This window comes from Myxococcus sp. NMCA1 (genome assembly GCF_026810205.1).
Classification (GTDB): Bacteria; Myxococcota; Myxococcia; order Myxococcales; family Myxococcaceae; genus Myxococcus; species Myxococcus xanthus_A.
On sequence record NZ_CP113950.1, the window covers coordinates 5884362 to 5904471 of the forward strand.

Below are 20110 nucleotides of genomic sequence, written 5' to 3' on the forward strand. Positions count from 1 at the left end.
TTATGTCAGAGATGCGCGGAGATCCAGCCGGAGATATCCCGGAACACCTCCGCACGGCCCACCTCGTTGAGCGGCTCATGCCGCATTCCGGGGTACTCCTTGAACTTCTTGTCCGGAGACCCGGCCCGCTCGAAGTACTCCCGCGCCGCCGCCGGAGCGGCCACCCCATCCTCCGCGCCACACAGGACGAACAGCGGCACTTGAATCTTCGGCGCCAGCAGTACGGCCTCGGCCTGCGCCCGGGTGGATTCGACGAACCACCGCGGCGTGGCGATGGCCTGGTGGAGCGGGTCCTCCCGGGTGGCCCGCTGCACGTCGGTGTCACAGGTGAGGTCCTCCACCTTCAGCCCGGAGGAGATGCTCAGCCATGGCACCAGCTTGCCCACCGCGCGCGCGGCCATCAGCTTCGAGGCCGGAGGGGTGATGGCCAGCTTGAGGTACGGCGCCGACAGCACCAGCCCCGTCAACCCCTCCACCTGCCGGCTGGATGCCCACGTCGCCGACATCAGGCCGCCGTGGCTGTGCGCCAGCACGAAGGCCTTCTTGCCCTCCGACACCGCGCGCACCCGCTCCCAGAAGACCTCCAGGTCCTCCAGGTAGTCCGGCCACTTCTCGCAGTAGGCCCGGCGCCCGTCGGCCTTGCCATGGCCCCGGTAGTCGAAGCCGTGGACCGCGAAGCCGTCCGCCAGCAGTGCGTCCGTCACGAAGGCATAGCGCCCGAAGTGGTCACCATACCCGTGCACCACCGCGACATGCGCGCGGGGCTCGGCGTCTGGAAGGATGGACTTCCAGTACAGCCGTGTCCCGTCCCTGCCGGGAAAAAAACCCTCGTCGCTACGCGCCATAGGCGCACCAACTTAGCGGTCTGGCGCACGCGTGGGTAGCGCATTGAGCTTGCGCTCCAACGCGGCGCGCTGACCGGGGGGCTCGGCGGACTCGGGGTCCAGCGTCAGCACTTCCAGGGCGCGCCGCCAGGCCGCAGCGGCATCGTCCGTCCTCGCCACCCGCTGGTAGGCGTCTCCCAGGTGTTCGAGGATGACGGGCTCGTCCGGAGCCAGCGTGGAGGCCCGCTCCAGCGCGTCCACGGCCCGGGCGTAGTCCCCTCGCCGGAAGTACACCCAACCCAGTGAATCCAGGTAGGCCCCGGTGTCCGGCCGCAGCTCCAGGGCCCGCCGCACGCGCCGCTCGGCCTCGTCCAGGTTCTGCCCCGCCTGCGCCAGCAGGTAGCCCAGGAAGTTCAGCGCGGCGGCGTGGTCCGGCGACACGGCCAGCACCGCCCGCATGCGGGCCAGTGCGCCCGTCACGTCGCCCTGCCGCTCATGGGCCGCGCCCAGCACGTACAGCAGGTCTTCGTCCCAGGGAAAGCGGGCCACCGCCTCGCGCAGCAGTGTCAGTGCTTCGCGCCCTCGGCCCTGCCGGTGGAGTGTGGCGGCCAGGGCGTCATACAGCGCCGCGGAGGGACCGGCGGCCAGGCCCTCGCGAAGGAGCAGTTCCGCGCGGTTCGGCGTGCCGCCGCGCTCCAGGGCCCGGGCGAACTGCATCCGGACGTCCACGTCCTCTGGCGCCGCCTGCATCGCGGCCCGGTAGAGCGTGAGGGCCCGGGAGTGCTCGCCCAGGAGCGACAGGCTGCGGGCCCGGCGCAGGCGCGCGTCGGCGTAGACATCCGACTCCGCGGGCACACCGGCGAAGGCCCCCGCCGCGTCGGCGAAGCGGCGCATCCGCTCATGGACGAGCCCCGCGTAGTAGGCCAATCGAGGGTCCGCATGGTCCCCTCGGCGCGCCGCCTCCAGCACCTCCGCGGCCGCCCCGGGCTCGCGCGCGGCGAGGTAGCTGAAGGCCACCCGCACCGGCATCTCCGGCTCGGAGGAGAGGGACAACAGCCGGTCGAAGTACGCCCGCGCCCGGACGGAGGAGCCCGCCTTCAGCGCCGCGCGTCCGGCGCCCAGCAGCACCTCGCGGCTGTCCGGGTCCCGCTCCAGCGCCCGAGCCAGGGACTCCTCCGCCTGCACGGGCCGTCCGGTGTCCTCATACAGCCGCGCCAGCGCCGTCAGCACCTCCACGTCCCCCGGGGCCCGGGTGGCGGCCTCCACCAACAGGCGCTCGGCGCGCGCCGTGTCGCCTCGCTCCGCCAGCGCCAACCCCAGGCGCTGGTACCCAATGGCCTCCCCCGGCAGCGCCAGCGCCAGGGCGTCCACCACCTTCACCGCCTCGTCCGGGGCCCCTATCTCCAGGTGGAGTTGGGCCAGGACGAGGTAGGCCTCCGGCTCGCGCGGCTTGAGGGACACCGCGCGCCGCAGGTGCAAACGGGCTCGGGCGAACCGCTTCGACTCCGTGAGGACGCGGCCCAGCAGCACGTGCGCGGGGTAGTAGGCGGGGGCGCGCAGCACGGCCCGGCGCAGCTCGCGCTCCGCGCGCGTCAAATCGCCCACGCGGGCGTACTCCTCGCCCAGCCGGGTGAGCAGCAGCGGGTTTCCGTCATCCGTGGCCAGGGCCAGCCGCAGCGCGTCCACCGCGCCCCGGTGGTCTCCGGCATGGTGCTTCAGCCGGGACTGGAGGTAGTTGGTGTAGCTGGCGGAGGAGGCATAGCGGCCTTCGTCCGTGGCGCCCGCGTCGATGGCCTCCCGCATGGCCTCCGGGTCCACGCGCGGCCGCCGTGACGGGGCAGCCGCGGACACACCCGGCGCCACGAGGACGGCCAGCAGGGCGGATACGAGGAGGCGAGAGGGGCGCACGCGAGCATGAGTCTAGCGTGAGCCCGTCCCGCGCGCAGTCGCCTCAGGTCTCTTCGGGGGCCGGCGCGCCCAGTTTCTCCAGCAGCTTCTCGACCGAGTCGCTGTCCTGGCTCACATCCGCCACCGCCGACCGGTACTCCGTGTCCGTCGCCTTCTCCACATCCGGCAACATGCGGCTGATGACGGCGCGCGCCGCCTCCGCCTGGCACTCCGGCAGGACGACGGCGAACACACCTCCGCCCAGGTGGGAGATGGCATCCGGGTGGCGCACCCGCTTGCGCATGACATCGGCGATGTTGGACGGCACCGGCTCCACCGGCCGGTCGGGCCGGAGCACGGCGAGGCTGAGCGCGCGGTGGTAACGCCGGCTGCGCGCCACCTCCTGCTCCAGCCGCAGCAGCAGCCCGCGCCGGTCGTGCAGGCCCGTGGCGGGGTCGCTGCCGGTGCGCCGCTGCAGGGCGCTGGCCTTCTCCTTCTCCTGCTGCTCGCGCTCGCCCTGGCGCAGCTTGAGGGCGCGCTCGGTGCGGTTGAGGAGCTCCACCGCGTTGAACGGCTTGCTCATGTAGTCCACCGCGCCCAGGTTCAGCGAGCGGACCTTCTCCGCCACGCCCTGGTGGGCGGACAGCAGGATGACGGGGATGCGCGCGGTGTCCGTCGACGACTTGAGCGCCATGGCCGCGTCCAGGCCGTCCAGCTTGGGCAGGAACACGTCCATGACCACCAGGTCCGGCCGCTGGGCCTTCGCCCTGGCCAGGCCCTCCGCGCCGTCGCGCGCCACCTCCACGCGGTACTTGGAGCGCAGCACCTCCGACAGCACCGCGGCGATCTCCGGCTCGTCCTCCACCACCAGCACGCGCGGCTGCTCCTGCGGCGTGGGCGCGGCGGCGGGCGGCGGACGCGGGTTGCGCGGCGCTTCCTGCGCCAGCGGCAGCGTGAAGACGAAGATGCAACCGGTGTCCGGCGGGCTCTCCGCCCAGATTTCGCCGCCGTGCAGCTCCACGAACTCCTTGCAGATGGCCAGCCCCAGCCCGGTGCCCTTGCCGCCGTGGCGGTAACGGTCGAAGACGAGGTGCAGTTCGTCCGGCGGAATGCCCACGCCGTCGTCCTGCACGCACACCTTGGCCGCGTCTCCGTCCGGGCGCCCCAGCCGCTGGGTGCTCACCACCACTTCGCCGTCCTGGCGCGCGTGGTGGATGGCGTTGGTGATGAGGTTCTGCAGCACCTCGTGCAGCTTCACCTCGTCGCCGATGAGCATCAGGCTGTCCGGACAATCGGCGCGCAGCGACACGCCCCGGTCCGCGGCCAGAATCTCCAGTTCATTGACGGCGTCGCGGCACAGCTGCGCCACGTCCAGGACGCGGGGCTCGATGGACAGCCGCGCCGCCTCGCCCTTGCCCTTCTCCAGCAGCGACTCCACCAGGCCGAGGATCTTCTTGCCCTGGCGGATCATCGCCTCGGAGGACTGGCGCTGCTGCGGCTCCAGCGGCCCTTCCTGCAACAGCCGCCCGTGCCCCAGGAGCACCTGGAGCGGCGCGCGCAGGTCGTGGCTGCACACCGCGATGATTTCGTCCTTCAGCCGGTTGAGTTCCTTCAGTCGGCGGTTGGCCTCGTTCAGCTCCTGGTAGCGCTGGACATAGGCCTCCTCCAGGTCCTCGCGCTTCTTCTTCACCGCCGTGTGAAGGCGCGCGTTGCGGATGGAGTTGGCCAGCACGCCAGCCACCGCCTGGGCGAACTCCTGCTCGTCCCGGCCGAACGACGCGTCACCGCGCGATACCCGTAGGAACAGCGCCCCCAGCAGGTCGCCCTGACAGATGAGGGGCTGCACCAGGATGGACTTCACGCCCAGCGGCAGGATGTTGGTGCGGACCTCCGCCATCAGCGGGTCGCGCTGCGCCTCCTCGATGACCACCGCTTCCCGCGTCTCCAGCGCGCGGCGCAGCTCCGGGTAGCGCATCACCTCGATGTCCAACTGGACGAGGCTCGGGTCCTCCTGCGTGGCCACCACCTTCGCGGTGCGGGCATGGCTGCCCTCCACCAGCACCACGGAGCAACGGTCCGTCCCGGTGACGCGGCCGACCTTGTCCACGGCGATGCGGAGAATCTCCTCCAGTTCGAGCGAACTGGTGGCCGCCTGGGTGATTTCCAGCAGCATCCCCATGCGCAGGCGGATCCGCTCTTCCCGGTCACGCAGCCGGCCCGCGCGCAGCGCGGCCTCCAGACGGGGCACCACCTCATCGGCGCTGCGGATCCAATCGTCCACGGCCAACCGCTTGAAAGCCTCCGCCGAGCGCGCGCGGCCCAGGTCCACCAGCACCGGCAGGCGCTGGAGCCGGTCCACCTTGCGCAGCGACTCCAGCATCTCCGCGGCCCGCTTCGCCGTCACCGCCAGCAGGACGACCTCTGGCTGCAACGAGTCCGCGACCTGGGCCAGACCGCTCTCCTTCTCCGCCGACGCACACTGGTAGCCGCTCGACGTGAGCCGCTCCATGAGCGCATCGCCCGCCTCCTTGGCGGCCACCACCAGCACGCGCCCCCGCTGATCAGCCTGCATCTCGACTCTCACGGTGAACCCCAGCCCCGGCGACATGGCGCCGGGTAGAGAGGCTGCAAAAACCCGCTGCGTGCGAAAGAGTTCATGGTTCGGATCCCGATCATGCCGCTGAACACGCCCTGGGGCCAGAACGGCTGGCATGGGTGGGAGGATGTGGCCACGTCGGTCCCCGCCGCCCCCAAGCCCTCCGGGAGCCGAGCGTACACGATGGACGTCACTTCCCTATCGCCCGCGGACCGCGCACGGCCGCCCGCCCTGCCTACCGCCCATCAGGCGCCAGAGGGGCTGCAGATGCAACTTCCTGGCGCTCCCTGGCACTGTGACGCCGCCCACCGTACCGGGTCCCGACGGCGCGGGCGGAACTACCACAGCCAGCGGACATTGGGGGACGTTCCGCACCCAGGGGGAGAGAGTCGGTTCGGGCCCGCCCGACATGAGAGGGCCGAGATGCCTGGGACGCCGCGTACCGGCTAGAGTCCGGCGCCATGGCCCACCCCTCCCTGACGCGGCGCGCGCGGCGCTCCGCCCTCATCGCCGCTGGCAGCCTGGCCGCCGCCTGTGGCGGCAGCGAACCGCCCCCTCCCACGCCGGATCCCCCCCAGGTTGCCCTCACGGTACCCGCGGGCATCATCTCCGACGACAAGCTCCAGGTCATCGTCACGGTGTCCGGCTGCGAGGGTGGCTCGACGCTCAACGTCAATGATCGGGAGACCCTGCTCCGGACCTTCCCGCACAGCGGCGGCACCATGACGCTGACGCTGGAGCGCAACGACATTCCCTACGCCACGGCGGGCCTGGCCGCGAACCTGTCGTTGAACGCCGTGGCCACGTGCTCCGACGGGCGTACGAATCGCTCGCAGCCCGCCCCTGTCTCGTACTTCCCGGTGCAGCGCCGCATCGTGGAGCCGCAGAACGCCGGACAGGTCGTCACCGACCACTTCGTCATCGACGGCACCAGCGCCAACCCGACCTTCGTGGGCTGCGGCGTCCCGCCGACGGAGATTTCCACGCTGTACCGCGTGAACCTCAGCGGCAACGTGACGGGCACTGTCGGGATGCCCATCGCCTGCACCCCCGAGACGGTCATCACCGAGCGAAACCCCATCAGCGGCAAGCGCTGGGTGTGGACCCCGAACGTGGGCGCCTTCGCCGTGGACGCCGACCTGCGCATCACCGCGCGCACGACGACGGACATCGGTCCCACGCAGCTCACCGTGCTGCCGGGCGGTGACGCCATCATCGTCAACCGCATCGACGAGGTGCGCCGCCTGTCCCACAACCCCAACGGCACGTCGGAGAGCGTGGCCGAGGTCAAGTGGCTCTACGCGCCCACGACGCTGGAGAGCGTCATCGCCCCGCCCCTGGTTCGCGCGGACGGGATGATTCTCATCGCGTCCCTGGGCACGGGCCCGGATGCGTCGCGCACGGACGTCACCGTCACCGAGCTGTACGCGGGCGAGACGGGTGAGCAGGGCGCGGGCGGCACGCCCCGGACCACGTACAAGCTGCGGACCTTCGCGCGCAACGAGCGCCTCCCCCTGGGCGCCTTCAACGACACCGGCAACACGCTCTTCCTGGGCCTCCAGCTCGGCTCGGAGCAGTCGCAGGTCATCGCGTGCGCCGCGAACCAGGACGAGTGCGAGGGCGCTCGGCTCCAGTGGACCAGCCCCGCGCTCCCGGTGCCGCTTGCGCACATCCTCTACCACCCGGGCGCCTCGCGCCTCGTCGCGGTGGGCCAGCAGCGCGTGTGGTTCCTCGATGCGTCGGGGCAGATTCGCAACCGGGACAACCGCTCCATCGACGCGAATGGCGCGCTGAACGTGCTCCAGGTGCTGCGCCGGCCGGGGTCGCCGGAGCTCTTCCTGCTCAACGCGCCGGCTCGCGGACTGGATGGCGCGCCGACGCTCCCCAACGAAATCGTCGCCGTGGACCAGACGTCCGGCGGTGAGGCCCGCGAGCTGTTCCGCCATCAGGTGGTCGGCAGCCTGGGCGGTGCGATCGACCCGGAAGGCCGGCTGTGGATCCGCACCGGCTTCGACGTGGTGCAGACGCTGCCCCTGTCCGACTACCGCCGCTACCGGCCGTAGCGCGCGGACTCAGGGCCTGCTGGCGACGAGGAGTGCCTCCACGTTGCCAGCGGGCCCGGGCACCGTGGAGTCCATCAACCCGAGTACCTCCAGGCCCTGCTCGCGGACGAACGCCGTCACCGTGTCGATGGCGTCCTGCCTGGCAGCGACATCCCGCACCACGCCGCCCTTCCCTACCCGGTCCGGCCCCACCTCGAACTGAGGCTTCACCAGCGCGACCAACAGCCCGCCCGGCTCCAGGTACGTCAGCACCGACGGCAGCACCTGCGTGAGGGAGATGAAGCTCACGTCGATGACGACCACACCGACCTTCTCTGGAAGGTCCTCTTCCGTGAGGTAGCGCGCGTTGACGCGCTCGCGCGAGCGCACCCGCAGGTCCGTGCGCAGCTTCTCGTGAAGCTGCCCGTAGCCCACGTCAATCGCGTGGACGCGCGTGGCGCCGTGCTGGAGCAGGCAATCCGTGAAGCCGCCCGTGCTGGCACCGATGTCCGCGGCCACCTTGCCTCGAACGTCGAGCCCGAAGCGGTCGATGGCGCCCTTCAGCTTCAGGCCGCCGCGCGACACGTAGGGAAGCACCTCGCCCTTGAGTCGCAGCTCCGCCTCCTGCGGAATCAGCGTGCCGGGCTTGTCCACGCGCTGGTTGCCCACCACCACCTGGCCGGCCAGTATGAGCGCCTGGGCCTTGGTGCGCGACTCGGCCAGCCCGCGCTCCACCACCAGCACGTCCAGCCGCTCCTTGCGAGGCTTCACCGTCCGCCCCCTGCCAGCAGCGCCAGGCCCGCGCGCCGCAGGCCCGCCGCGTCCAGCCCCTGCTCCGCGCGCTGAACCCGCGCGTCCCCATGGGGAACGAACGCATCGGGCATGCCCATCAACCGGACGCGGGCCATCAGCCCGTGCGCCGCGAAGAGCTCCAGCACCGCGCTGCCCAGACCGCCGCGCGTGGTGCCCTCCTCGGCCACCACGACATGACCGGACCGGCCGGCCTCCAGCAAGGCGGCCTCATCCAGGGGCGAAGCGCAGCGCGCATCCAGCACGCTCCAGCCGGGCTCGCCCCGCGCGGCCTCCAGCGCGGCGATGCCCAAAGGTCCCAACGTCACCAGCGTCAGCCGGGGCTGCTCCGCGCGAAGCAGCCAGCGAGCCCCCCGCAGCGGCACCTCGCCCGCGCCCAGTCCTTCGGGCAGGGGCGGCAGCGTGCCGCGTGGGAAGCGGATGACGGAGGCGTGGGGCGCTGCCAGGGCGGTGTCCAGCATGGGCGCCAGGTCCTCCCCCACCATGGGCGACCACAGGTGCAGGTCCGGCAGCGGGCGCAGGAACGCCACGTCGTAGGTGCCCTGGTGCGTCGCCCCATCCGCGCCCACCAGCCCCGCGCGGTCCACGGCGAAGACGACGGGCAAGCCCGGCAGGCACACGTCGTGGATGATCTGGTCGTACGCGCGCTGGAGGAAGGTCGAATAGATGCAGCACACCGGCCGCGCGCCGGCCAAGGCCAGCCCCGCGCTGAAGGTGACGGCGTGCTGCTCCGCGATGCCCACGTCGTGCACCCGGTCCGGGAAGCGCGCCTTGAGCGCGTTGAGCGCCGAGCCCTCCAACATCGCGGGAGTCACCGCAACCACCCGTGGGTCCCGGGCCATGGCGTCCTCCAGCACCGCCGCGAAGGCCTCGCTGAAGGTCCGCTGGCCACCGCGCGAGCGCACCAGCTTGCCGTCCCGCCACTCATACGGGCCCATGGCGTGTCCACGCGTCTGCGCGTCGGCCTCCGCTGGCGGAAAGCCCTTCCCCTTCAGCGTCAGCGCGTGCACCACCACCGGCCGCGACGAGGCACGGGCCTCGCGCAGCGCGCGAATCAGCGCAGGCAGGTCGTGCCCATCCACCGGGCCCAGGTAGGTGAAGCCCAGGCCTTCGAAGAAGTCGCGCGCCTCGCGGGTGCGCAGCAGCGCGGGGATGGCCCCCACGTTGGCGCTGATGGACATCTGGTTGTCGTTGAGGACGACGACCAACGGCAGGGGGCTCCCCCCCGCGTTGTTGAGCCCTTCAAATGTAAGGCCCCCCGTGAGACCGCCGTCGCCCAACACCGCCACCACGTGGCCCCGGTGCCCCTGCTGCCGCCGGCCCTCCAGCACGCCCAGCGCCGCGGACACCGCCGTGCATGAATGCCCCGCTAGCAGGGCGTCGTGAGGGCTCTCCCGCGGGTCCAGGAACGGCGCGATGCCGTCCGCGTGCCGCAGCGTGTGCATGCGGTCACGCCGCCCCGTGAGGAGCTTGTGCGCGTACGTCTGGTGCCCCACGTCGAACAGCAGCGCGTCTTGGGGCGAATGGAACACGCGGTGCAGCGCGACGATGAGCTCCACCGCGCCCAGGGAGGCCCCCAGGTGGCCCCCCACGCGGCCGCAGATGGAGATGATGTCCTCGCGCAGTTCCTGGCACAGGCGCGGCAGTGCCTCCTCGGGAAGTGCGCGGACGTCCGAGGGCGAGCCGATGCGTGACAGCAACTCCGACATCAGGACTTCCGCTCCACCGTGTAGCGCGCCAATGCCGCCAGCGGCCCGTCCTCGCCCTCCAGGGGGCGTACGGCCGCGATGGCTTCGGCCACCTTCTGGTCCGCCAGCTTCCGCGACGCCTCCAGGCCCACCACCGCCGGGAAGGTGAAGCGCCCGGCCGCGGCGTCCGCGCCCGCGGGCTTGCCCAGCTCCGCCGCCGTGGCCGTCACGTCCAGCACGTCATCGGCAATCTGGAAGGCCAGCCCCACCGCGTCGCCGTAGGTGTCCGCGCGCGCCAATGCGTCTGCGTCTCCACCGCTGGCCAGCACGCCCATGCGGCACGCGGCCCGGATGAGGGCGCCCGTCTTCATGCGGTGCAGCCGGATGAGGTAGTCCAGCGCGGACGGCCGGTCCTCGGCGGTGTCCAGCACCTGCCCGCCCACCATGCCCGCCGCGCCCGAGGCCACCGCCAGTTCCCGGCACAGCGCGGCGCGCATGCTCTCGGGTCCACTGGCCACCAGGGTGAAGGCCTCCGTCAACAGCGCGTCACCCGCGAGGATGGCCATGGACTCACCGTACACCTTGTGGTTGGTGAGCCGGCCCCGGCGGTAGTCGTCGTTGTCCATCGCCGGCAGGTCGTCATGCACCAGCGAATACGTGTGCACGTACTCCAGCGCGCACGCCGCGTCGCCCGCCACCGCCGACAAGGTGCTTCCGCGCGCCACGAGGTCCGCGAAGGCCAGGCAGAGCACCGGGCGCAGGCGCTTGCCGCCGGCCAGCAGGGAATAGCGGATGGCCTCCGCGAGCTTCGGCGGCGTCCCGGCGGGCCCGAGCCGATCCACACGCTCGCTCAGGAGGGACTCGACGCGCGCCTGCTGGGCGGCCAGGAAGGAGTTCAATTGAAACGTTGCCACGAGCGTCCGTGCTCCTCTTATGGAATCTGCGCGGGCACGAGCTCGCGAATACGGCTGACGAGCTTGTCCATGTCCAGCGGCTTGACGAAGTAGTCCGCGGCGCCCACCGCCATGCCGTGCCGCTTGTCCTCGGGCTCCCCGCGGCCACTGATGAAGATGACCGGGATGTCCCGGAACTGCTCGTTCTTCTTCACCGCCCGGCACAGCTCGAAGCCGTCAATCCAGGACATGTTCACGTCCAGGAGGATGGCGTGCGGCCGGTGCAGTTGGAGCGACGCGATGAGCCGCAGGCCGTTGGCCGCCATGGTGACGGCAAAGCCCTCGTCCTCCAGGGCCGCCGCCAGCAGCTCCCGCGTGTCGCGGTCATCATCGACAATGGTGATTTTCGGCTTCGACATGCCGGAGTGGACGCGCCCGAGTACCTAGAACGGGACGTCATCCTCCGGGGGCGGGCGGGGAGCGGGGGCCCGAGGGGCCGCCGGCGCCGCTGGACGCGCGGCGACCGACAGGGGCGCCACCACGTCGTTTCCGTCCTCGTCCAGCAGGAGCTGTTCGATGCGCTGCTCCGCCTCGGTGAGCAGCTTCTCACCCCTGCGCACCAGCCGGATGCCTTCCTCGAAGGCCTTGAGCGAGTCCTCCAGGGAGAGATTGCCGCTCTCCAGTCGTCCCACCGTCTCCTCGAGCCGGGAGACCACGTCCCCGTACTGCTCGGGGACCTCGGTCTCCGCCACCTTGTCCGCCTTGGGCGCCTTGTCCGACTTCGCCACTTCCATCCACCTCCCCGTATGGGGCGCGGGACTCTAGAGGGTGGCCCGTCAGCAGTCCACCGGCCCTTTCACCGCCGTGACGGTGGCTTCGATTTCTTCACATCCCCCGAGCGACTTCGCCCCGTTCGACGCGAGCTTGAGCCCCAGGCGCTCTCCCACCTGGACATCCGCGCCCGTTCGGACCACCGCGCCATCGCGCTGTCGGAACACCACCGAATAGCCGCGCGACATCACCTTCAACGGACTCATGGCGTCCAGACGTCCCTCCAGACGCTGGAAACGCTTCTGTGCATCCGCCAGGGCCCCCTGCTGGAGCGCCAGCAGCCGCGCCCGGTGCGCGGCCAGCCGGGCACGCTCGCGGGACACCTGGGCCGCCGGTGACGCCCTCTCGAGCCCCAGCCGCGCCGTCGCCAGCGCCCCGTGCCGCGTCGCCACACCTGCGCGCACCGCCTCCGACAGCCGCATGGCCAGCTTCAACAGGTGCGCCCGCTGCTCACCCAGCCGTGCCTGGGGACGCGCCCGCTGCAGCCTTTCGGTCAGCGACCGCAGCGCCTCACGGTGCCCTCGCACGGCCGGCCGCAGCACGCGCATCATCGACTCCACCTGCTCGGACAGGTGCAGCCGCTGGTGGTTGATGGCCCGCCGAGGGTCCTCCAACCGCGACGCGAGCTGGCCCTGCTCCTCGCGCAGCTCCAGCACCCGACGCTCCATGGCACGCCGCAGACGGCCCGCCTGTGTGGCCAGCGTCAGCTCCAGGTCGGCCAGCACCGGCGCCAGGCGCTCCGCCGCGGCGCTGGGCGTGGGCGCGCGCAGGTCCGCCACGAAGTCGGAAATGGTGAAGTCGATTTCGTGACCGATGGCGGACACCACCGGCACCGGCGAGGCGAAGATGGCGCGGGCCACGCGCTCCTCGTTGAAGGTCCAGAGGTCCTCCACCGAGCCACCACCGCGCGTCACCACGATGACGTCCACGTCCGTGCGCGCCAGCCGCTCGATGGCGCGAGCCACCTCCACGGCGGAGCCTTCGCCCTGCACGCGCGCGTCCGCCACCAGGACGCTCTGCCGGGGGTTGCGCGAATGCAGCACGCGCAGGAAGTCCTGGAGCGCCGCACCCGTGCGGCTCGTCACCACGCCAATCCGCCGAGGAAGGGAGGGCAACGGCCTGGGGGGCCGCACGCGCCCGGGACCAATGAGTCCCTCCTGGGCCAGCCGCTCCTTGAGCTGCTCGAAGGCCAGCGCCAGGGCGCCCTCGCCCACCGGCTCCAGCCGCTGGACGATGAGGCTGTAGCGACCCTGCGGCTCGTACAGGTCCACGCTGCCTTCGGCAATCACCTCCATGCCGTCGCGCAGCGCGAAGCGCAGCCGGGCCGCCATGGAGGCCCACACCTTCGCGTCGATGGCCGCGCCCGCGTCCTTCAGCGAGAAGTACCAGTGGCCGCGCGCGTTGGGCCCACGGAAGCCCGTCACCTCGCCGCGCACGATGACGCGGGCGAAGCGCGACTCCAGCGTCTGCTTGAGCTGGCGGGTCAGCTCGCCCACCGACAGCACCACGCGCTCGGGCTTGGGCGGCGGAGGCGGCGCGCCTTCCATTGGCCCCAGCAGCGAGGTGCCGTCCTCGTCCACCGGAGGCGGTGGAGGCTTCGGCGGCGCCGCGGCCTTCCGCGCCGCGCCAGCCGCACGGGGGGTGGAGGCGCCACTGCCAAACAGGTCACCCTGCTGGCCCACTGGCGGCAGCGTGCCGCCTCCCACCTTGCGCCGGGTCATCGGGACAGCTTCTCGACCCAGGTCTTCGCCTTCTCGTGGTACTCGTCATCAGGAGGCGTCATCGCCACCACGTCCTTGAACTTGGGCAGGGCCTCGTCGGGGCTCCCGTCCTTCAGGGAGTAGGCCTGGAGGTAGACGTCCTTCGCCTTCGCCTTCAACTCACTGATGATGTTGGCGGCGCCCGCGTGTCCGGGGTCCGCCTGCAGCGCCTTGCGCGAGTAGTCCATGGCGCGGCCCCACTGCCCCGCCGCCTTCGCCGCGGTGGCGCCCTTGTAGAAAATGGTGGCCGCCCGCGTGCCCGCGTTGCGCGCCATCTTGCTGGGACGGCCGCCGGTGATGTCCTTGTCCAGCGACATCAGCTTCGACAGGCCCCGGGCGTCCAGGTCCTCCAGCCGCTTGTAGAGGTTGCCGAACTCCGTCACCTGCCCGAGCACCTTCTTGCACTGCGGCGTGCGCGCCATGCACGCGTTGAGGATGGCCACAGCGCCGGACATGTCGCCGTCGCGGAAGCGGTCAACGGCGGGCTCCCACGGCTTGGGGGCCGGCCCCTGGACCACGGGCCTGGGCGTGTCACGGACGATGATGGCCTGCGCCGCCTGCTCGTTGATGAGCTTGGCGTCGCGGTGCTCCGGGAAGGCCACCAGGATGTCGTCGGTGATGGCCTTGGCCATGTCGAGCTGATTCTCATCCAGCAGCTTGCGCGCCTCGCGCGTGCGCGCGTCCGCGGACTCCGACAGCGCGCGCTTCGTCGCGTTCACCTGCTCGTAGAGGAACTGGCTCTCACCCGCGCTGGCCAGCAGCGTGCCGGCCTTGCCCAGCTCCTTCTTCGCCAGGGCCTCCTTGGCCGCCGTCAGCTTCTCCTGGACGGGAATCTCCCGCGCGGCGTGCCCGAGGTAGTCCGCCACGCCCGGGTACTCCGGGGCCTCGGCCTGGAGCTCCTCCAGCTTCGCCTTCGCTTCGACCCACTTGCCCTCGCGCACCAGGTTCTTGGCGTCCTGGAACAGGCTGCCCAGCCGCTCCCGGTAGTTCTTGCCCTGACGGGCTTCTTCCGCGGCGACCGCCTGCTGCTTCTGGACGTTCATCCGCACCACGCCCAGGCCCGCGAACAGCACCACCACCGCGCCCGCCACCCCCAGCGTGATGAGCTTCTTCTTCTTCAGCTCCTCGGGGGTAGGCGCCGTGGCCGCCGTCGCGCGCGCACTGCGCACGCGGCCACCTTCGACGCGAGGCCCCGGACGGGGCGGCACCGCGCCGCGGCTGCCAGAGGCCGCCGGACGAGGACGCGGACCGGGGGCCGGCGCGCCGACCATCATCGTGGAGTTGGCCACGTCCTCGAAGCGCAGCTCCGTGTCGCCCAACGTGATGACGTCACCGTTGGCCAGCGGCGTCTCCTCGTTGATGACGTCGCCGTTGACGAGCGTTCCGTTACCGGAGCCCAGGTCGCTCACCGCCCAGCCCGCTCCCGACTTCCGCACCATGACGTGCTTGCGGGACACGGAGGTGTCCGGGATGCAGATGGCGTTATCGGTCGCTCGACCGATGACGTACTCCTCCTCGGACAGGGCAAACTCCTCACCATCCTTGGGGCCAGCGATGCAAATGAGCCGGGCTGCGGCGGAGACGGGGGCAGGCGCGGGCCGGGCGGACGTCCTGCGCACGGCGGGACGGGACCCGGTCCCACCCGAGGGCGCCCCAGAAGGGGGCCGGCGGCGTGCCGGAGGGGAACCGTTGGACATGCGAATCACCGACTTCCTGTCGAAGTGAGCACGCGCCTACAGCTCGTGCTCGTAAGCCAACTGCAAACCTAGATTGTGGCAGCGATGCTCGGCCGTAGGGAAGCGTCGACCCATTTCCTGCAACGCGGCCCGAGCCGTCCGCGCATTCCGGTACTGTACGCTGCGTTGGAAATCGAGCATCAGCTGGCTGCACTTGTGGTCCAGCTCGGTTGCAACCTGGCCGAGTTGGAAACGCACGTCCTGATAGATGTCAGGCTTGGTGTCCAGTGCCTCCAGCGTCACCCAAGCGAAGCGGTACTGCTGCCACGCCTTGAAGAGGTTCTCCGCGCCGACGTCGCGCGACTCATAGAAACTGGCGCCCGCGGCCACGTACTGACGCGCCTTGGTCAAGAGCTCGTCTTGCGGCAGCTCCGGCACCGGGATGATTTCCAGGCGCAGGTTCCACACGCGCCAGGTGTCCCGCCCCGGCGGGTTGCGGACATTGTCGAAGACGATGGAGTTGAGCTCGCCCCGCTTCAACGCGGAGGGCGGGAGAATCTGCTCCAGCCCGCGCTCCGTCACCGCATTCACGTCCGGCGGCACCCAGCCCACGTCCACGCCGTTGACGACCAGCGCCACCTCCTCCTTGGAGATGCCACTGGCCATGTAGTGAACCACGGCCACCGCCCGCGTCGGAGTGACGAACTGGAAGGCGAACGACTTGTGGTCCGGGTTCTCCCACGTCACGCCCTCGCCCACCCCGAACGAGTCTGAAATCACCTCGAAGCCCAGGTCCTCCGGCTCCACGCCGGACGCCCGGCCTTCGCTCTTGGGCATGAAGAAGACGGCCAGCACGCCCACCAGCGCCAACACCAGGCCGCTTCCAACCGCGCCCACGCCCAGACGCGCCGGCTTCGACAGCTGCCCCCACCACAGGAGCAGCTTGCCCGCCTGACTGCCCGCCAGCTCCCGGCGACGGCGTGCGCGCTCCGCCGCCGTCTGCCCCGCGCCGGGCTCGGCCTTCGCCACGGCGGCGGTGCCCGGACGCACCGGAGCCACCGCGGGCTGCTGCGCGGTGGGATAACCCTCCGGCAGCACGATGCCGGACGCGGCGGGAATCGGGTCGTTGAGACGGATGGGACGGGTGGCGTCCGGGTCGAGCGCTGGGACAGGGTCGCCCCGGCGGATGGGCCGCGTGGCGTCCTCGTCCCCTTCCGGCGGCACCCAGACGAAGGTGAACTCGACGGGGCCCACGCCAATCTTGTCCCCATCCCGCAGCTGCTGCTCACCTGACAGCAGCCCACCGTTGAGCACGGTGCCATTCGAGCTGCCCATGTCCGCGACGAAGTACTTGTCGCCGCGGAGCACGATGCGCGCGTGCCTGCGTGACACGCCGTGGTCGTGCAGCACCAGGTCGTTCTCCGAGGTGCGGCCGATGTTGACCTCGGCCGCCTCGAAGGTGAGCTCCCGTCCCTGCTGGAGCCCCTGGGTGATGGTCAGGAGGATGGGCACGGGGCGCTACCCCGCGACGTTTCCGAACATGAACTGGAACACGATGGGCCCGAACAGCACCATGAACACCGTGGGGAAGATGCACGCGATGAGCGGGAAGAGCATCTTCACCGGCGCCTCACCGGCCAGCTTCTCCGCGCGCTGGGTGCGGTCGATGCGCATCTGCGTGGACTGGATGCGCAGCACCTTGCCCAAGCTGGTCCCCATCTTGTCCGCCTGGATGAGCGCGGTGACGAAGGTGGTCAGCGGCGGCAGGTCCACGCGGACAATCATGCTCTTGAGGCCCTCTTCACGCGTCTTGCCCATCTTCAGCTGCTTGAGCACCAGCTGCAGTTCCTCGCGCAGCGGACCGGCCTTGCCCTTCTCCACCACCTTGGCCAGTGCCGCGGTGAAGTCCAGGCCGGCTTCCACCGACAGCGTCAGCAGGTCCAGGCTGTAGGGCAGCGCGCGGCTGATGAGCAGGTGGCGCTTCTTCACCTGGTCGTTCAGCCACATCAGCGGGTAGTACATGCCGAAGAGCAGGAACAGCGGCGACCACACCAGGCTCACGCCGAAGCCGTTGAGCAGGATGAGGCCCATGATGAGGCCCATCACCGCGCTGACTTCCTGCAGCGCCATGATGTCCTCGGGCTTGTACGCCTGCGGCTCGCCCGCCTTGATGAGGTTGCGGCGCGCCTTGGCCTCGTAGCCGGGCCACATGAAGCGGCGGTTCATCGCGCCCAGGCGGCGGATGGCCACCGAGCCAAAGCCCTTCATGCCGCCCGTGGACTCGTCACGGACCTCCGACAGGAAGCGCTCCAGCATCGTCTGGTACAGCCCCAGGCCCAGGAAGCCCACGGCGCCCGCGAAGAGGAGCGCCGAGCTGCCGATCAACATTGGCGTCAGGACATCGTCCACGGTGCACCTCTCAGATATCGATGTTGACGATGCGCCGGATGATGAGGATGCCCATCACTTCCATGATGGCGATGATGATCACGAGGATCCAACCGAAGATGTGGTCCATCATCGGCTCCATCAGGTCGGGCCGCATGTAGTTGAGCACCATGCCGAGCACACCGGGCATCGCCGCGACGATCCACCCCTGCAGCTTGCCCTGCGAGGTGAGCGCGTCGATCTTGCCCTCCAGACGGAAGCGCTCGCGGATCACCGTGGAGATCGTCTCGAACATCTCGGCCATGTTGCCGCCGAGCTGACGGGCGATGTTGGTGGACACGACGACCAGCTCCAGGTCGTCACTGCCCACGCGGCGGCCCATGTTGATGAGCGCCTCCTCCAGCGGAACACCCAGCTTCACTTCCTTCACGAAGAGCCCGAACTCCTGCGACAGCGGCGGCATCGCCTCGCGCGCCACGTGCTCGATGGCCTGGGGGAACGTGAGACCGGCCTTGAAGGCGTTGGCCATGGCCTGCAGCGCGTCCACCAGTTGCACGTTGAACTTCTTGATGCGCCGCTTCCGGTAGTGCTTGACCATCAGCATCGGCAGGAAGAAGCCGAACACCGTGGCCACCACCGCCAGGATGGGGTTGAAGATGATGTACGACAGGATCCCCAACAAGCACATGCACGCGATGTTGAGGATCAACATCTGGCGTGGATCGATGAAGAGGAACATGTCGCTCAAGTCGTTCATCGACTTGGCGACGTAGCGCTCCTGGTACTGCTCATACGCCTTCGACAGGACGCTGAAGATCACCAGGCTGAAGAAGAAGACCGAGCCGGTGACGAGGAGGAGGACGATTCCAGCAAGCATGTGCGCGCTTCCCTAAGAGCGAGGGTGGACGACGCACGCCATCACGGCGCGCCAGCGCCCGCGGCCCGCTCGGCACCGCCCTTGATGATTTGGATGATTTCGCGGCGCTTCTGCTCCAGCACGCGGGTGCGCTCACCCGACAGCAGCGTGCTGATGGTCGCGCGGCCACGCTCCTCGATGAGGTCCACGTCGTCCTCGTTGCGGAGGCTGAGCGTCAGCTGGCCGAGCTCCACCGCGAGCACCAGGATTTCGGCCTCTTCCGGCAGCACCATCAGCGAGATGTTGTTGTACTCGCGCTGGTTCTCCGGGATGAGGTTCACGTTGGTGGTACCGGTGATCTTGCCCGTGGCCACCACGATGACGTTCTGAAGCAGCGTCACGGCGACGTTCTCGTCCGTCTGCGGGTCGCGGAAGGTGCCAATCACGTCCACGTGGTCATTGGGGCGAATCCAGCCGCCCACCGACGTGGTGTGCTTCGCCTCGATGGTGAGGGCGCGCGCCTTCTTCTGCACCTTCGACGACAGCCGCTCGGCGGCCTTGGTCGTCTCGAACTGGCTCCACAGCAGCGGATCACCCGCCTGCAGCGCGACCAGCACCTTCTGGTTCACGATGTAGGTCGCGGAGTCCGGACGCACCACGGAGGACGTCACGAACTGCTCCGGCACGGAGCGCTGGGAGATCATCTCGAAGGTGATGACCGTGCCTTCAGGGACGTCCTGCGCCGCCACGACGACGGGCACCAGGTTCCATCCGCGGCGGACATCCGCCTCCTTCTTCTTGATGGCGGAATACGCGATGACGCCGGCCAACAGGCCCAGCACAAGCGCGACGACGAGCGGAGTCTTGCCCTTCAGCATGGTTCAGAAACCTCCAGAACGGGGGGGAGCCGTTCGGCGGCGATGATGGAGTCCGAAGTGGAGTCCAGAGCAGGTGTTGGAATACAGTGCAGTGCAATCAGCGAATGGCGCGCGATGTTAGCCGTGTGATACACCGGGTGTCAAAACCACCTCTCGCGACAGCTCTGTATCGCGCGCAATCCGGGACCTGACGTCGTACCGCGTCAGAGGTCGTCGATGGCGTCGCGGTCCGGTGTCGTCAGGCCACGGCCCTCGGTGATGCTGTAGAGGGCGTTCTGCACCACGCCCACGTCATCGGAGCTGTCGATGACCTTCCCCTCGAGGAGCCGCAGCAGTTCCTGCAGCGCGTCATCCGACGTGACGGGGCCGACTGCGTAGGTCATGAACTGGTTGGAGGGGTCCCGCTCCTCGTTCAGGCAGTACATGTAGAGGGGAACGATATAGGCGTTCTCCTCCACCCCGCCGTCCGGGGTACCGGCATCGTCCCGCCCGCCGGGCCCCGGGGGGGTGGGCGGAACGACGAGGATGGTGCGCTCGATGAGCAGGCCGTTCTGGCCGCGTCCCTCGGACGTGGACACGACGACGAGCCCCGGAGGGAACGTCACCTGGACAGGCGCCCCCGTGTCATTGCGCAGGGGCACGCAGACGCGGACATAGGCGCCCGAGCCCTGTGACTCCACACTGGCGTTCTCGCACTCGCCGGAGACCTCGTCGGCGCCGCGAAGGGTGCCGGCGAAGCTGACGCCCTCGGGGAGGGAGAAGGGCGTGCCCTGCGGCGCGCCGTCGTCCTCGCCCAGGCCGGGGCGGAAGACATTCACGCCCGCGTCGAACCCGTTGGAGGGCGGCGGCGGATTGTTGCCGCCTCCGCCGTCGCATGCCAGTACCCCTGCCCCGACCGCCGCCGCGACAACCATCCACTTCCATGCCGCCTGCGCCATTGCGCGCTCCTTCCGTCAATCCAGGACGACCCACCGGCCGGGA

16 protein-coding genes are annotated in these 20110 nt (G+C 70.1%); 1 reads left to right on the forward strand and 15 read right to left on the reverse strand.

Annotated elements, in window-relative coordinates; all coding sequences use genetic code 11:
* Positions 1-5 precede the first annotated feature (5 nt).
* The 3 genes from OZ403_RS23920 to OZ403_RS23930 are packed head-to-tail and all read right to left on the reverse strand — an operon-like array spanning position 6 to position 5283.
* Positions 6-845, reverse strand: coding sequence for an alpha/beta hydrolase (locus OZ403_RS23920; protein WP_140793378.1), 840 nt, complete (start codon positions 843-845; stop codon positions 6-8).
* A gap of 12 nt (positions 846-857) precedes the next feature.
* Positions 858-2732 (reverse strand): tetratricopeptide repeat protein, encoded by a 1875-nt coding sequence (locus OZ403_RS23925; protein ID WP_268781830.1) that lies wholly within the window; start codon positions 2730-2732, stop codon positions 858-860.
* Between the two features lie 43 nt (positions 2733-2775).
* A complete protein-coding gene (locus tag OZ403_RS23930) occupies positions 2776-5283 on the reverse strand; it encodes an ATP-binding protein (protein WP_140793381.1) in 2508 nt (835 codons plus the stop codon).
* Between the two features lie 485 nt (positions 5284-5768).
* On the opposite strand from OZ403_RS23930, the gene OZ403_RS23935 reads away from it, so the two are divergent.
* The gene (locus tag OZ403_RS23935; protein ID WP_268781831.1) at positions 5769-7370 is read left to right on the forward strand and encodes a hypothetical protein; all 1602 of its coding nucleotides are present in this window, start codon (positions 5769-5771) and stop codon (positions 7368-7370) included.
* Positions 7371-7379: 9 nt separating this feature from the next.
* Here OZ403_RS23935 and OZ403_RS23940 read toward each other — a convergent pair whose 3' ends face one another.
* From OZ403_RS23940 to OZ403_RS23995, 12 genes are all read right to left on the reverse strand, one after another.
* Positions 7380-8120 carry a TlyA family RNA methyltransferase gene (locus OZ403_RS23940; RefSeq protein WP_268781832.1) on the reverse strand — a complete coding sequence of 247 codons (741 nt, stop codon included), beginning with the start codon at positions 8118-8120 and terminating at the stop codon, positions 7380-7382.
* Positions 8117-9868, reverse strand: a complete 1752-nt coding sequence (locus tag OZ403_RS23945; protein ID WP_140799063.1) for a 1-deoxy-D-xylulose-5-phosphate synthase — start codon at positions 9866-9868, stop codon at positions 8117-8119. Before OZ403_RS23945 ends, OZ403_RS23940 begins: the two co-directional genes overlap by 4 nt.
* Positions 9868-10761: a polyprenyl synthetase family protein gene (locus OZ403_RS23950; RefSeq protein WP_140793387.1), complete on the reverse strand. Its 894-nt coding sequence runs from the start codon at positions 10759-10761 to the stop codon at positions 9868-9870. The genes OZ403_RS23945 and OZ403_RS23950 overlap by 1 nt, the downstream gene beginning before the upstream one ends.
* 17 nt (positions 10762-10778) lie before the next feature.
* Positions 10779-11159 (reverse strand): response regulator, encoded by a 381-nt coding sequence (locus OZ403_RS23955; protein ID WP_140793389.1) that lies wholly within the window; start codon positions 11157-11159, stop codon positions 10779-10781.
* A gap of 24 nt (positions 11160-11183) precedes the next feature.
* Positions 11184-11534: an exodeoxyribonuclease VII small subunit gene (gene xseB, locus OZ403_RS23960; RefSeq protein ID WP_140793391.1), complete on the reverse strand. Its 351-nt coding sequence runs from the start codon at positions 11532-11534 to the stop codon at positions 11184-11186.
* Between the two features lie 42 nt (positions 11535-11576).
* Positions 11577-13292, reverse strand: a complete 1716-nt coding sequence (gene xseA / locus OZ403_RS23965) for an exodeoxyribonuclease VII large subunit (protein ID WP_140793393.1) — start codon at positions 13290-13292, stop codon at positions 11577-11579.
* Positions 13289-15037, reverse strand: coding sequence for an FHA domain-containing protein (locus OZ403_RS23970; RefSeq protein ID WP_140876129.1), 1749 nt, complete (start codon positions 15035-15037; stop codon positions 13289-13291). Before OZ403_RS23970 ends, xseA begins: the two co-directional genes overlap by 4 nt.
* A 27-nt stretch (positions 15038-15064) precedes the next feature.
* A complete protein-coding gene (locus OZ403_RS23975; protein WP_140799069.1) occupies positions 15065-16519 on the reverse strand; it encodes an FHA domain-containing protein in 1455 nt (484 codons plus the stop codon).
* Positions 16520-16525: 6 nt separating this feature from the next.
* Positions 16526-17416, reverse strand: coding sequence for a type II secretion system F family protein (locus tag OZ403_RS23980; protein ID WP_140793399.1), 891 nt, complete (start codon positions 17414-17416; stop codon positions 16526-16528).
* A gap of 10 nt (positions 17417-17426) precedes the next feature.
* A complete protein-coding gene (locus OZ403_RS23985) occupies positions 17427-18272 on the reverse strand; it encodes a type II secretion system F family protein (protein ID WP_140793401.1) in 846 nt (281 codons plus the stop codon).
* A 41-nt stretch (positions 18273-18313) separates the two neighbouring features.
* Positions 18314-19129: a Flp pilus assembly protein CpaB gene (cpaB, locus tag OZ403_RS23990; protein WP_140793403.1), complete on the reverse strand. Its 816-nt coding sequence runs from the start codon at positions 19127-19129 to the stop codon at positions 18314-18316.
* Positions 19130-19332: 203 nt separating this feature from the next.
* Positions 19333-20067, reverse strand: a complete 735-nt coding sequence (locus OZ403_RS23995) for a hypothetical protein (RefSeq protein ID WP_140793405.1) — start codon at positions 20065-20067, stop codon at positions 19333-19335.
* Positions 20068-20110: the final 43 nt, after the last annotated feature.